Origin of the sequence: Clostridium polynesiense (assembly GCF_000820705.1) — a bacterium.
Taxonomy (GTDB): Bacteria; Bacillota; Clostridia; order Clostridiales; family Clostridiaceae; genus Clostridium_AA; species Clostridium_AA polynesiense.
In genome coordinates this window covers 1-13,060 of record NZ_CCXI01000123.1, presented here as the reverse complement: position 1 = coordinate 13,060, position 13,060 = coordinate 1, and the positions used below count along the sequence as shown (strand labels likewise).

Annotated in this window: 14 protein-coding genes; 12 read left to right on the top strand and 2 right to left on the bottom strand. The window is 32.7% G+C overall.

Translation table 11 applies throughout. The features are described 5' to 3' along the window. Positions 1 to 217 precede the first annotated feature (217 nt). From TA89_RS18050 to TA89_RS12065, 3 genes are read left to right on the top strand one after another with little or no spacing between them, the layout of a single operon-like run. Positions 218 to 379: a spore coat associated protein CotJA gene (locus tag TA89_RS18050; RefSeq protein ID WP_082023934.1), complete on the top strand. Its 162-nt coding sequence runs from the start codon at positions 218 to 220 to the stop codon at positions 377 to 379. Further along, entirely contained in the window at positions 366 to 659 is a 294-nt protein-coding gene (locus tag TA89_RS12070; protein ID WP_242850135.1) for a spore coat protein CotJB, read from the top strand. The genes TA89_RS18050 and TA89_RS12070 overlap by 14 nt, the downstream gene beginning before the upstream one ends. Positions 660 to 674: 15 nt before the next feature. After that, positions 675 to 1,295, top strand: a complete 621-nt coding sequence (locus tag TA89_RS12065) for a manganese catalase family protein (RefSeq protein WP_040213681.1) — start codon at positions 675 to 677, stop codon at positions 1,293 to 1,295. 161 nt (positions 1,296 to 1,456) lie between these two features. Here TA89_RS12065 and bcp read toward each other — a convergent pair whose 3' ends face one another. Further along, positions 1,457 to 1,912 (bottom strand): thioredoxin-dependent thiol peroxidase, encoded by a 456-nt coding sequence (gene bcp / locus TA89_RS12060; RefSeq protein ID WP_040213687.1) that lies wholly within the window; start codon positions 1,910 to 1,912, stop codon positions 1,457 to 1,459. Positions 1,913 to 2,260: 348 nt separating this feature from the next. Between bcp and TA89_RS12055 the strand changes: the two genes are divergently transcribed. The 9 genes from TA89_RS12055 to TA89_RS12015 all read left to right on the top strand — a co-directional run bounded on the left by TA89_RS12055 (position 2,261) and on the right by TA89_RS12015 (position 11,206). Beyond that, the gene (locus TA89_RS12055) at positions 2,261 to 3,013 is read left to right on the top strand and encodes a peptidylprolyl isomerase (protein WP_040213680.1); all 753 of its coding nucleotides are present in this window, start codon (positions 2,261 to 2,263) and stop codon (positions 3,011 to 3,013) included. Positions 3,014 to 3,351: 338 nt separating this feature from the next. Beyond that, a complete protein-coding gene (locus TA89_RS12050) occupies positions 3,352 to 4,800 on the top strand; it encodes an oligosaccharide flippase family protein (RefSeq protein WP_242850134.1) in 1,449 nt (482 codons plus the stop codon). Between the two features lie 41 nt (positions 4,801 to 4,841). Continuing rightward, a complete protein-coding gene (locus tag TA89_RS12045; RefSeq protein ID WP_052447479.1) occupies positions 4,842 to 5,723 on the top strand; it encodes a LicD family protein in 882 nt (293 codons plus the stop codon). Continuing rightward, a complete protein-coding gene (locus tag TA89_RS12040; RefSeq protein ID WP_040213677.1) occupies positions 5,695 to 7,110 on the top strand; it encodes an O-antigen ligase family protein in 1,416 nt (471 codons plus the stop codon). The genes TA89_RS12045 and TA89_RS12040 overlap by 29 nt, the downstream gene beginning before the upstream one ends. A 14-nt stretch (positions 7,111 to 7,124) precedes the next feature. Further along, positions 7,125 to 7,646 (top strand): glycosyltransferase family 4 protein, encoded by a 522-nt coding sequence (locus TA89_RS12035; protein WP_040213676.1) that lies wholly within the window; start codon positions 7,125 to 7,127, stop codon positions 7,644 to 7,646. A gap of 24 nt (positions 7,647 to 7,670) precedes the next feature. Next, a complete protein-coding gene (locus TA89_RS12030) occupies positions 7,671 to 8,219 on the top strand; it encodes a glycosyltransferase (protein ID WP_082023933.1) in 549 nt (182 codons plus the stop codon). A 4-nt stretch (positions 8,220 to 8,223) separates the two neighbouring features. After that, positions 8,224 to 9,141 (top strand): LicD family protein, encoded by a 918-nt coding sequence (locus tag TA89_RS12025; protein ID WP_040213672.1) that lies wholly within the window; start codon positions 8,224 to 8,226, stop codon positions 9,139 to 9,141. Between the two features lie 45 nt (positions 9,142 to 9,186). Beyond that, complete coding sequence (locus TA89_RS12020) at positions 9,187 to 10,110, top strand: LicD family protein (RefSeq protein ID WP_052447478.1); 924 nt, start codon at positions 9,187 to 9,189, stop codon at positions 10,108 to 10,110. Next, complete coding sequence (locus tag TA89_RS12015) at positions 10,079 to 11,206, top strand: glycosyltransferase (protein ID WP_040213671.1); 1,128 nt, start codon at positions 10,079 to 10,081, stop codon at positions 11,204 to 11,206. The genes TA89_RS12020 and TA89_RS12015 overlap by 32 nt, the downstream gene beginning before the upstream one ends. A gap of 75 nt (positions 11,207 to 11,281) precedes the next feature. On the opposite strand, the gene TA89_RS12010 is transcribed toward TA89_RS12015, so the two are convergent. Further along, the gene (locus TA89_RS12010) at positions 11,282 to 12,523 is read right to left on the bottom strand and encodes an O-antigen ligase family protein (protein WP_052447477.1); all 1,242 of its coding nucleotides are present in this window, start codon (positions 12,521 to 12,523) and stop codon (positions 11,282 to 11,284) included. Positions 12,524 to 13,060: the final 537 nt, after the last annotated feature.

Genomic DNA, 13,060 nt, shown 5'->3' with positions numbered 1-13,060 from the left:
ACTTTAGATAAAGCCCTGTCTCAAGGGACAGAAAACATGGAAAGAGCAGCAGAAAACATAGCAAGAGTGTTAAATATAAAAAAGTAAAATTTAAAAGCAAAAAAATGGGAGCACCCCTGGGGTGCTCCCATTTTTATTCCAGTAACATATTTTGTTTAAATAACATAATATGTACAGAACGAAAAAACTAGTTCAATCAATAAGATGAGGTGTAAGTATGAGTGTAAAAAAATTCAAATTAGCCGAGGCTTACGTTATACCACAAGAGTACAGGGATCTATTCGATATCCGTACTGCATTGAGAAAGGGAACTATTTTTAAGGAGCTCTACAGGGAGCTTCCATGGAAGAGGGAGGATTATGAAGATGAATGCAGATAAGGAAATGTTTATGAACAATTGCGAAAATCCTCCTATGGATAAGCATGAATTACTAAGGAAAATTTCCGAAGTTGGTTTCTATGCTGTAGATTTAAATCTCTATATTGACAATTTTCCCGATAACGCTCAGGCAGTAAAGGATTATAAAGCCATTGCAAAAGCGCTGAATAATCTTAAAGACATCTATGAAAGGTATTATGGACCTTTAAAGAATTTTGGCGATTCTGAATTTCCAGGTCAGTGGAACTATGTAAATGAACCCTGGCCATGGGAAAACTAGTGGGAGGATAATGGCATGTGGATATATGAAAAAAGAATGGAACACCCTGTAAACATCAAAAAGAAAGACCTTAAGTTAGCCAAAGCTATTATGGCTCAATATGGCGGGCCTGACAGTGAGCTAAGCGCTGCAATAAGATATTTAAGCCAGAGGTATACTATGCCCACTGGAAAAACAAAGGCATTACTAACGGATATAGGAACTGAAGAATTAGCTCACGTTGAAATGATAGCAGCTATAGTTTATCAGCTTACCAGAGGAGCAACTCCTAAGGAAATGATGGCTGCAGGAATGCAAGGCACTTTTGCAGAGCATGATAATGCAATATATCCAGCCGATGCAAACGGCGTACCATGGACAGCAGCTTATGTACAATCCATTGGAGATCCTGTAACAGACCTACATGAAGATATGGCTGCAGAGCAGAAGGCAAGAACCACCTATGAGCATCTTATAAAACTTTCTGATGATCATGACGTAATAGATGTATTAAAATTCCTATGGCAGAGGGAAATTGTTCACTTCCAAAGATTCGGCGAAGCCTTAATGGACGTTCAGGACCACTATCATAATAAGCATATGTTCTGTGATATGAAATATAAAGAGAAGGAAAAGACAAGGAAAGGGAAAAGATAAGGACTTCTGTGATATGAAATGTGAGGACGATGACTAGCAAATCATAGCGGCAGATGACTAATAAAGTCATAAGATGCCTAAGAGCATAATAAAATAGTGGTAAATGAAACCCCTGGGGTGCTGACATTTTATGTCAGCACCCCAGGGGCGCTTACAGTATTTTACTTTACTGCTTCCAGAACCTCTGCCATGTGGTCCTTCACTTTTACTTTTCTGAATTCCTTTATAACCTTTCCTTCTTCATCGATTATGAAGGTACTTCTTTCAATTCCAATAGACTTTTTGCCAAACATATTCTTTTCCTTCAGAACGCCATAAAGCTCGCAAACTTCAGAGTCAGTATCGCTTAACAGCACAAAGGGAAGTCCAAATTTTGTTATGAACTTTTCATGTGAAGCCAGAGAATCTCTGCTTACGCCAAGAACAACAGCATTTAAACCTGATAGGTTTTCATTATTTTCTTTAAAACCTATAGCTTCAGTAGTGCAGCCAGGGGTGTTATCCTTCGGATAAAAATATAAAATCACCTTTTTACCTCTGTAATCAGTTAAGCTATGGTCTTTTCCGTCGGACCCGGGAAGAGTAAAATCCGGAGCCATGTTTCCTTCTAAAATCATTTTTTCCATAATCTTTCCTCCTATGATATCAACTTATAATGATAGTTAATAATAACTGATAATGTTACCTAAATAATAGCTAATCATAAGGACTTCTTTCTCTATTAATAAATTCACTTTCAACTTTTTAGGTATATGGGTATATTCACCCTTCAAACTTTGTTTATGTGCTTGTTAATAATTATTATAAGATAATCGTTATCAAATTTCAATGTTAAACCCTGGGTACCCTTACTATTTCTTTTGTAAGGCAGGAGGTGGATAAAATATTATAGTGAAACTTAAGCATTATATGGTATGATAGTTATAGTGTCTGAAAGGCGCATAAAAATGCAAAGGAGATAGATGATGGAAAATAAAATATTAGCTTCCGTAAATGGAGTAAACATAACTGAAAATGACGTGAATGCAGTTATTGCAAGATATCCTCAGGAAAGAAGGGGATTTTTAAACACTGAAAATGGAAAAGCACAGCTGCTTAATGAAATAGTATCCTTTGAGTTAATGTACAATAAAGGAAAAGAAATGAACTTTGAAAACAGCCCTGAGTATATTGCACAGTTAGAAGCTATAAAAAAAGAGCTGCTAACTCAGGTAACTATAAGTACCCTCTTATCACAGGTTAATGTGACAGATGAAGAGGTAAAAGCAGCTTATGAAGCTAATAAGGATGCGTATAAAGAACCTCCTATGGTAAATGCTAAGCATATATTGGTAAATGATGAGACTTTAGCTAATAATATATATGAAGAAATAAATTCCGGAAGCATAAGCTTTGAAAATGCAGCACTTAAATATTCCACATGTCCATCTAAAGAGCAGGGAGGAAGTTTAGGAAACTTTTCAAGAGGAATGATGGTTCCAGAGTTTGAAAATGCTGCCTTCGATATGAATCCTGGAGATTTAAGCACTCCGGTACAAAGCCAGTTTGGATGGCACATAATCAAGGTTGAAGATAAAACAGAGGAAGTTAATAGAAGCTTCGAAGAAGTTAAGAATCAAGTAAAAAATGATGTTTTACAGCAGAAGCAGAATAAAGAGTTTACTGATCTTATAAAAGAACTTTCACAAAAATACGAAGTAAAATTTTTTGATAAATAAAAGTTAATTAAGCCGCAAGTAAAAATTAAGTAAACTGAAAACAAAACTGAAATAATCAGGAAATTAAAGCTGCCTAAGATATAACAAATATCTTTAGGCAGTTTTTGTGAGTTTTAGTATTCTTTTAAAACAAAGAGTTCTTTATCAGCTAGTTTACGTATATACAGTGGGAATACTATAAATTTATTTAAAAATTCTATTTTAAATAAATTTATTCTCTACTTGCTGCTACCAGTGGTATAATGTAGCTTGAATACTTTATAAGGTTTCAGTTAAGATATATAAGAGAAATTACTTATGAAAATGAGGAAGGTACTACATATATGAGCAAATCTATAATGAAAAATGTTATTTTTAAAGTAATGCTTAGTGCTTTTAATATAATTGTTCCTATTATAATAGGGCCTTATGCTTTAAGCGTTTTAGGAAAGGACTTAATGTCGGATATATACTTTGCCGACACCATTTATAATTACTTTTATATCTTCGCAGCCTTTGGTATTTATCAATACGGACTTAGGGAAGTCAGCAGGGTCAGACAAAATAAAGAAAAGCTTTCCAAGATATTTACCAGCTTATTTGTTATAGGCTGTATAACCAATATTTTATCTTTGGTTGTATATCTTGCCACGGCATTTACTTTTTATAAAAATAACAGCGTTTTCCCTGTACTTATTATATATACTTTGAATATTTTTTCTAATGTATTCTTTATAGAGTGGGTAAATGAAGCGCTGGAAAACTATGATTTTATAACCATGAAAACCATACTTGTGAGGTTTACCTATATAGTACTTCTTCTAGTGCTTGTTAAAACCTCAAAGGATTTTACAACCTATATACTTTTAGGCTCCTTTTATCTGTTCTTTAATAATTTTATTAGCTACCTATACATTAAAAGGCGCATTAAATTCGATTTTAAAGGAATTGAGATTAAAAGACATATAAAATATCTAATAATGGGAGTAGTACTGGCTAATGCTAATATATTATATACTCAATTAGATAAATTTATGCTGGGGACCTTTATTGATAAGACCCTTGTAACCTATTACGCCATCCCTCAGATGATTGGATATGTAATAAACTCAATGATATTGGCAATTATATATGTAACTATACCGAGGCTTTCCAATTACCTTGCCAATGATGATACCGAAACCTACGAATCATTGTTAAACAGGGTAGTAAGAGTGTACTTTTCTCTATTATTTCCTGTAGCTCTGGGTATATTCGTAATAGCGCCTGAAATTATAACTATATATAGCTATGGAAAAGAAGATATATCCATGGCAATACCGGTACTTAAGCTCTTTGCCTTGTACATAGTCACCGGCGGGATAGAGTCTATATTAACCAATCAGGTAATATATGTAAAAAGAAAAGAAAAGACATTAGTAAAGTTTATATTTTTATGCGGAATACTAAATGCAGTTTTAAATATTTTATTAGTAGTGATGGGAGTTTTCAATGCAGAAACTGCAATTATAACCACTATCATAGCAAATGGCTTGTTGATAATACTGGAATACCGCTATGTTAAAAAAACCTTGAATGTAAAGCTTAATATGTTTACTATGGATAAGATGAAATATCTTCTGATATCGCTGATATTTATACCTGTAACTGCTGTTATAAAATATTTTGTGCATTCCATGGCACTATATACGATTTTAGTCATTTTAATCAATTCGGCACTGTACTTTGTTATACTTTTAAAGATGAAGGATGAAGTGTTATTTATGATTTTAGATAAGCTTTTATCCAAGATCAGAAGGGTTAAATAAAACTATCTTTATTAATAAGATAAAGATGCGAGGAGTTATAAATGAGCAGCAAAGATAACTATAAAAATCTTGAAAAATATATAAAGGAAAATGATTTTGTAATAGCGGATATAGACACTGCCCATGGTATAATGCTTACAATATTAAAAGAGATAGACAGGATTTGCAGCAAAAATAATTTAAAGTATTTTTTATGTGATGGTACGCTGCTTGGGGCGATTAGGCACAAGGGATTCATTCCTTGGGATGATGACCTTGATATTGCTATGCCAAGGGAAGACTATGAACTGTTTAAAGAAATTGCCACTAAAGAAATTTCTGAGGATTTTTTTGTTCAAACTAAAGATACTGATAATGAATATGATATTTATCATATTCCCTTAAAGGTAAGGCACAATAACAGTGTTATTATTGAGGAAAAAAATAAAAGTTACCATCAGGGCTTGTATGTAGATATTTTTCCTATAGATAAAGTGCCTGAATCTAAAGGTAAGGCTCTTATTCAAAAGCTTTTATCCAATATGTGGACCATTAAGCTGCCAATAAACACTGAGGATTTTCCAAAACCTAAATTTTTTCTGAGAAGCTTCTCACAATTAATAGGTTTTTTAATTCCGCCATCACTTATTTTAAAGCTGCAGCTCTTTACTTTAAAATGGAACAGATACTCTAAGTCCCATTTATACACCTATGGAGTTGAGCTTACCTGGAAAACATATTTTGAAGAAGAGGACTTATTTCCTCTGCAAAAGATTAAATTTGAAGACGGTACATTTTGGGGACCCAATAAGCCTGAAAAAATACTTTCAGATCTTTACGGAGACTATATGAAGCTGCCTCCTGTAGAAGAGAGAAGGGTGCACGGGGAAGAGATGTATGTTAGGAGAGAAATGAATGATTTACAGCATAGAGAAAAAAATTAACAATTTATTCGGAGCAATTTTGATTTTAAGTTCTGCTACTGGATGGTATACTTTAGACTATTTTGGAATGAATAAGTTTTGGCTTGTATTCATCCTGCTGTCCGCTATTTTCAGCTTCTTAGTATTAAAGCATCAGTATGTAAGTACCAGTAAAAAAGGGGATTACCCTAGTCAGGGAGCTTTGACAGCTTCTAAGACATCACCTTTTGATATACTAAAAAATATATTTTTTGATTATAAATTTATATTCTTTTTGTTAGCGTATCTGCTATGGATAACCCTTACGTATTTTGTTAATTATACAGGATTATCTACAATACTGTATGTGGGTAAGATGTGGTTTTTAGTACTTATATATATAGTGCTTTTATCATCATATCTTTACAGATGTGATGATAAAGAGGGATTTTTAACCACTGTAGCTTCTTATATATTTGTTTTAGGAAGCATACATTCCTTCATTGCCTTTTATCAATTTATATTTCTTAGAAACGATATAGCAGGTATTGTTCTTACAGAGTGGCCTTCCTATAATCCTGCATCCTTATACGGAAATGTAAATGGCTTAGGAAGTTATTTGTTTATATCAATAATAAGCGGAGTATACTTGTTTTTTAAACAAAATCCTCGCAGAAACAGATATATATTTTTTATAACCATGCAGATATATGCTCTTTACTTAACTGTAGCCAGAACAAGCATTGTAAGCTTAATTGTATTCATGGCTTTAAGCTTTGTATTTCTACTTTTAATTCAGCCTAAAGCACTGAAGAAAAAGCTTATACTAAATAATGTAATATTAATATTAATTTGCAATGCTATGTTTATATCCATTATTTTTTCAGATGAGATAAAAAGCACTTTTGCACATAACCTTACCAGCAGCAGTAGTTCCGGCAAACCTTCTGAAAAAAGAGAAACCTCTGATATGTTTAAGGAGAAATCCGATAAAGGAGTGAATAACAGACAGTTTATCTGGAAGCAGGTTATTAATGATTCTAAAGATTATATGCTCTTTGGTGACGGTCTTAAATATAATATTGTCAACAGGATTAACGTAGGAGAAGTAATAAGCCAGAAAAGTATAGGGGTAGACAGAATAAGCTATCATAATACCCTTTTTAGATATTTTGCCTCTAACGGTATTATAGGTCTTATGGTGTTTATGTGTTTAATAGCATATGTGCCATTAAGTTTTATAATTATTATGATTAAAAATAAAAAATTAAATTTATCATATTTAGTATTATTTTCTTTAATGCTGGCCCTCTTTGCTTATATGCAGATGGAGGAGATATACATCGGAGAAATTGGATTTATGCAGCTTACAACCCTTGCTGTCATTAGCTTTGGATTATCTGAGTTACCTTATAAAAGTAATAAATAAGTAGGTGTAATAAAATGAATATAGCTTTTATTGGGATAAGAGTTGATTATAGAACAACCCTTTCTGCCCCTAAGAGAATAGCTAATAAGTTATACGAAGAAATAAAAAAACTTAATAAGGATACATTTTTCTACAGTCTTCCATGGGATTCAGAAGGCATAACCCAAGAGGATGCAAAGAATGGAGAAACAGTAGGAAGCTTATCAGGTATACGGGATTTTATTCTTAAAAATAAAATACAGACGGTATATCTGAGCAGGTATTATTCAAAGCTTGCACTTTACATGGTATTACTTAAAAAAATATATAAATTTAAGCTTATATATACGGTGCACGGACTGATTAAAAAGGAATCTGATATAAATGGTACCTTTAAAGGTTACGGAGGCATGGTGGAAAGGCTTTTACTAAATAACTGCGACGGCATTGCAGCGGTTTCCGAAGAAGCTAAGGAAGAAATACTAAAATATTATCCTCATTTAGATCCTTCAATTATAGAAGTTATAAATAACGGTGTAGAAATACCAGAAGATTAGGAAGGTGAAGAGCTTCTTGAATATATAAACATAGATGAAAGTAAGCCTTTGATATTAGGCATAGGAATCAGAGCCATTAAAAATACAGAAACTATAATAGAAAGCTTTATAAACAATGAAGCGCTTTATAATAGTGCGCAATTGCTTTTAATCGGTGATAAAGAGGAAAGTTATGCAAGGGATATTGTCAATAAATATAAGGATTATGAAAATGTGAAGTTTATGGACTATGTTGAACCTAAATATCTCAATGCTATTTATAAGAAATCTTCACTTTATGTGCAGATAAGCTTATTTGAAACCTTTGGAGTATCCATAATAGAAGCACTGCTTCATAAAAAACAGGTTGTCATCTCCTCAAAACTGCCTATAGCGGATTACTTCACTCAGGAAGAGGTTATTTTTTATAATCCTGAGGAGGATAATTTAGACCTTTTGATGCTGAAAGGGTTAGAAAATTCAAAGGAAGCCAATACCTTAGGTTTCAAGAAAGCGGGAGATTTATTTAACTGGGACAGAGTTTCAGATAAATATTACGCTTTTTTTAAAAAAATATGTGAGGAAAAGAAGTGATATTATGGATTGGAATACAGAATTTCCTGATAAAAGATATGAAAATACCAATGAGAGTTTAGTGAGACAGGCTCAGCTGATAACTTTGAGAATACTAAAAATAGTAGATAAAGTTTGCAGGGAAAATGATATAGATTATTGGATAGAGGGAGGAACTTTATTGGGTGCTGTGAGGCATGGAGGCTTTATTCCCTGGGACGACGATTTGGATATTGCCATGCCAAGAGAAGATTATGAAAGATTTCTTCAGATTGCACCTAAGGAGCTTCCGGAAGAACTCTTTATACAAAACCTTCAAACCACTCCCTTGGCAGGAAACACATGGACCCAAATAAAAGATAAAAAAAGTAAAATGGTTTTAGACAAAAATGCTGAATATCATCAGGGGATTTATATAGATATATTTCCCTGTGATACTTATTCGCAAAATACCCTTAAGCGTTTTTTCAAAGAGGAGATTTTAAGAAAATTATATATTTTTGCTTATGCAGTTAACGCTCCTTTTAAAAAACCTGCATTTACAAAAGAAAACCTGCTGAAAAATATAGCAAAGGGTGCTTTAAAGGTAATATTCTTTCCTTTTGCCATATTTAATAAGGATGTAATTTATGATATAAACCTAAAAACCAGAGATAAAAGGATTGAAAGAATGAAAAGAAATCCTAAGCTAAGCTACGGATATGGTACAGATGTATTAAATTTTGATACTATTTTTAATATAGATACCATTTATCCGTTAAAGAAGATCAAGTTTGAAGATGGGGAATTCATGGCACCAAATGACACAGATACATATTTAAAAGAAATGTATGGGGATTATATGAAAATACCACCTGAAAATAAAAGGGTACAGCATCATATAGAAATAAAACCTATCCTTTCAGAAGAGGAAATAATAGAACTAAATAAAAATTTTAAATAGTTATCGGTTTTAAAATGAATATATTTTTAATGGGGGAGTAAGTAAGTGGAGAATTTTATAAGCCTATTTCCGGATAATAGGGCAGAAGGGGAAACTGTATTAAGACAAGCACAGCTGGTGATGCTTAGAAATTTAAAGATTGTTGACTACATATGTAATAAACATAATATCAAATATTGGCTTGACGGAGGTACTCTTTTAGGTGCGGTAAGACATGGAGGCTTTATACCCTGGGATGATGATTTGGATATCAGTATGATTAGGGAGGATTATAATAAATTCATAGAAGCTGCAAAAAAGGAGCTTCCTGATGATTTATTTCTTCAGCTTACGGAAACGGATCCGGAATATGATATGCCATGGCTTAAAATAAGGGATAATAACAGCGAAGTAATCGAATATAAGTCAGGTAACTATCATAAAGGGCTGTTTATTGATGTTTTTCCTATGGATTATTATGGGATAAGCATAGAGGAGGTTAACAAAAAGAAGAAAGCGTACAAACTTAGATACAGATTAATGATGCTTATAAAAGAGCCTTTTGAAAAAATTATCTCACCAAAAATCTTTATTAAAAATATAGTAAAACTTATATGCAAAGCAGTATTCCTGACTTACACCCTGCAGGATAAATCTGCTCTTTTCAGCGAACTGAGAGAAAGGAGAGATGCTGCTATAGCTTCTTCCAGGGGAGAGGAGCAGAAGGTGATAGGCTACGGGCCAGAAGTTATATTTTGGAATAACTATTTTAATAAGGAGGACATTTTCCCTATCAGAAAATTCAAGTTTGAAGACGGAGAATTCAACGTTCCAAATAACTATCATAAATACTTAACAGATATGTTTGGAAATTATATGGAACTTCCTCCTGAAAAGGACAGAATCCCACATAACCTATCCTTAAATCCTATATTAAATAAACCAGGAGAGGTATACTATGATAAAAATACTTCATATTGTAGCCAATGATAAACTCAGTGGTGCAGAGAAGGTTGTACTTGATATATGCAGGAACATGAAGAAAGGCTATGAATGCATTGCAGTTACTTCCGGAGATAATTTAGGTCAGTATTTTAAAGAAGCGGGAATAAAGTATTATGCATCTGATATAAGCCGGTTAAATCCTGCAAATATATATAAGATAAAAAACATAATTAAAGAAGAAAATATTGATATAGTGCATGGACATGATGTTAAGGCATCTATTGCAGGATATATAGCGGCAAAATCCAGTAATAAACCAGTTATATCCCATATTCATGCCACTTATCCATGGATTAAGAAACCTAATTTATTGAAGTTTATAGACAGCTTTTTCAGAAATAAATATGAAAAGTCTATAGCCTGCTCTGAAACCGCTAAGGATTATTATTTAGAGCATAATTTAAAAGCAGATAAAAGCAGTTTCCTTACCTTAGTTAATTCTTTGGACTTTACTGATTTTGATGAAGAGGAGCTTAAGAGTAATAGGACTCATTTAAAAAGGGAATTAAACCTAGGCAGTGAGGAGATTATCTATGGCTATGCCGGAAGATTGATTCCTCTTAAAGGTGTAGATATGCTTATTAATGCCTTTTATGAAATAAGTAAGGAAATAGAGGGAGTAAAGCTTTTAATTATTGGAGACGGAGAGGAAGAGGAAAGGTTAAAAAATCTAACAAACCAATTGAATCTCCGGGATAAGGTAATATTTGCAGGCTATCAAAAGGATATATACACTTATATAAATTTAATGGATGTATTTATTCTCCCTTCAGTAAGGGAAGGACTTCCAATGGTGGTTCTGGAAGCTGCAGCATTAAAAAAAGCTGTCATAACCACGCCTTTGCCGGGAGTTATGGAGTTTATAAAAAATGGTGAAACCGGATTGGTATTAAAGAAAAGAAGCTGCGATGATATGGCTATGACCATGAAATATCTTTATAATGATAGACAGATGATGAAGAAACTAGGAGAAAATGCCTATGGTATATTGAAAGATCAATACAGCATAGATTCCTACATAGATGAATTAACTAAGATATACAGCAGCGTTTTAAATTCCAGAATGAGAAGCAGCAGATGATTTTAAAGATAAGCCCCTGGCATCACCTTAATATTAAGGTGATGTCAGGGGTCTTTTTAAAATTATACACAAAATTCAATTGAAATCCTTGTAAGGAATATTCTGAGCGTTAAAAATTAAAATCCAAAAGCCTAAAGTAAGCTGTGGTATGCTTAAAATATTATCAAATAAATTTAATAGCAGAAAGCATATGAAGGATACTAAAAACCCCTTATAAAAATAGCTGTATCTGCTTGCCTGCAGCTTGGAAGCTGAATAAATGGATATAAAGCTGAATAATAGAGATAGTGCAAAGGCTATGCTTCCGAATATACCTAATTCGCTTTGGATTTTTAAATAATGATTATGGGTTGGAAATCTTGTAAAGCCTTCCATTTTCAGCTCTGGGTATCTTTCTGTATAAATATCATAATAGGAAATAAAATTTCCGTTACCCACTCCTCTTAAAGGATAGTCCTTTATCATTTTTGCTGCTGTAGCCCAAATATAAAGGCGAGAAGCATTGATGCTCATATCTCCCAATTGCTTAATCCTGTCAAGGACCTGAGGAATCAATAAGCTTAAAGACCCTCCGGCTATTAAAACAAAAATAAGCTTCCAATTATATAAAAGTGTAAGAACTATCATTCCGATGAATAAAGCTATCCAGGAATTTCTGGAGAAGGTTAGAGCTATGTTCATTGCTAAGAATATATTCAGTATAAAATAAAGTGTTTTTTTTCTTGAGGATTTTTCATGTAATCCAAGCATTAAAATTGGAAAAAATGCTATAACTGCAAAGGCTCCCAGAGAGTTTGGATTCCCTAAGGTACTTTCCATTCTTGGAACATTAACGTCATTTATTATAATTCCAACAGTCATCCCTTTTCCGGTAAAGATTTGGGCTAATCCCATAATGGATACAATGAGGCTCCCTGCTATGAAGGTATTCAGCAAAAGCTCCTTTTCCCTGAGCTCTTTAAACTCATTTACCACTATAAAGCCTGAAATTAAATAAGTAAAAAACCTTATGGTTTCTCCTGCTGCTAATGTCTTTTCCAGAGAATAGCTCACTGAATAAATCATGATGATAAGCAGTATGGTCAGCGATAGATATAGTTTGTTTGTTAAAAAGCTGAGGATACTTTTAAAAAATCTTTTAAAGCCATCCTTCCTCAAAATCAGCAGTATAAAATAACACAATACCATAACTGCAAAAAATGCTTCTGATATCCCCACTCTTCCCATAAGCTTAAATTCATTGGGAAAAACCATGGACACAAAAAAATAAATACAGAACAGAAGTATAAATGACTTATGATAATTTCGTTCCCTCATATTAATCTCCTTATTAACCTTATGAAATATTTATGGATTATCATTTTTTTAAATATAAAGAGTTTCACACATTATAAGTAAGCAAATAACTAAGCTGAAGCTTAATTAAACCACATAAAGAGTATAGCATAGAAACATAAAAATTTACTAATAAATTCAATAATCTTACACTTAATAATAACCTGCTGAGAATTATTTATACATTGATGTATAGATAGTTTAGCAAATATACCATATAGCTATTTTTATCAGGAATTATTTATACATAAATGCATATAGAGCTTAGAAAAGTGCACTGTGCAGTTTTTTAATCCGGAGATATTCATATATTAGCGTAGCCATTGATTTTAAACGACATAATCTATTTGACCTTAATTGATGTATAATATAGTATAGTATGGGACAAGTTTATAATGAATTAACATGCAATGAGGCAGTAAAAAGGAATATAAGAGGTAGATTTATTATGAAAAAAATTGCTTATGTTATAACACAATCGGAGCTGGGGGGAGCACAGAAAAATGTGCTGCTTTTATG